At 57.6% G+C, this 264-nt stretch carries 1 protein-coding gene; it reads left to right on the forward strand.

The features are described from left to right. A partial coding sequence (locus AC4IFT_RS22530) for a glycogen/starch/alpha-glucan phosphorylase (RefSeq protein WP_490752965.1) occupies positions 1–264 on the forward strand: 264 nt, incomplete at both ends.

Raw genomic sequence — 264 nt, forward strand, 5'->3', positions numbered from 1 at the left:
ATCAGGTGATCCCCGGTTTCGACACCGACGCCACCAACACGCTGCGGTTGTGGGGCGCGCAGGCCAGTAACGAGATCAACCTCGGCAAGTTCAATCAGGGCGATTACTTCGCGGCGGTGGAAGATAAAAACCATTCGGAGAACGTGTCGCGCGTGCTCTATCCGGACGATTCGACCTCCTCCGGGCGTGAATTGCGCTTGCGACAAGAGTATTTCCTGGTGTCGGCCACGGTGCAGGATATTCTCAATCGCCATTGGCTGATGC

The sequence above is a fragment of the Providencia sp. UF-183 genome (assembly GCF_058246155.1).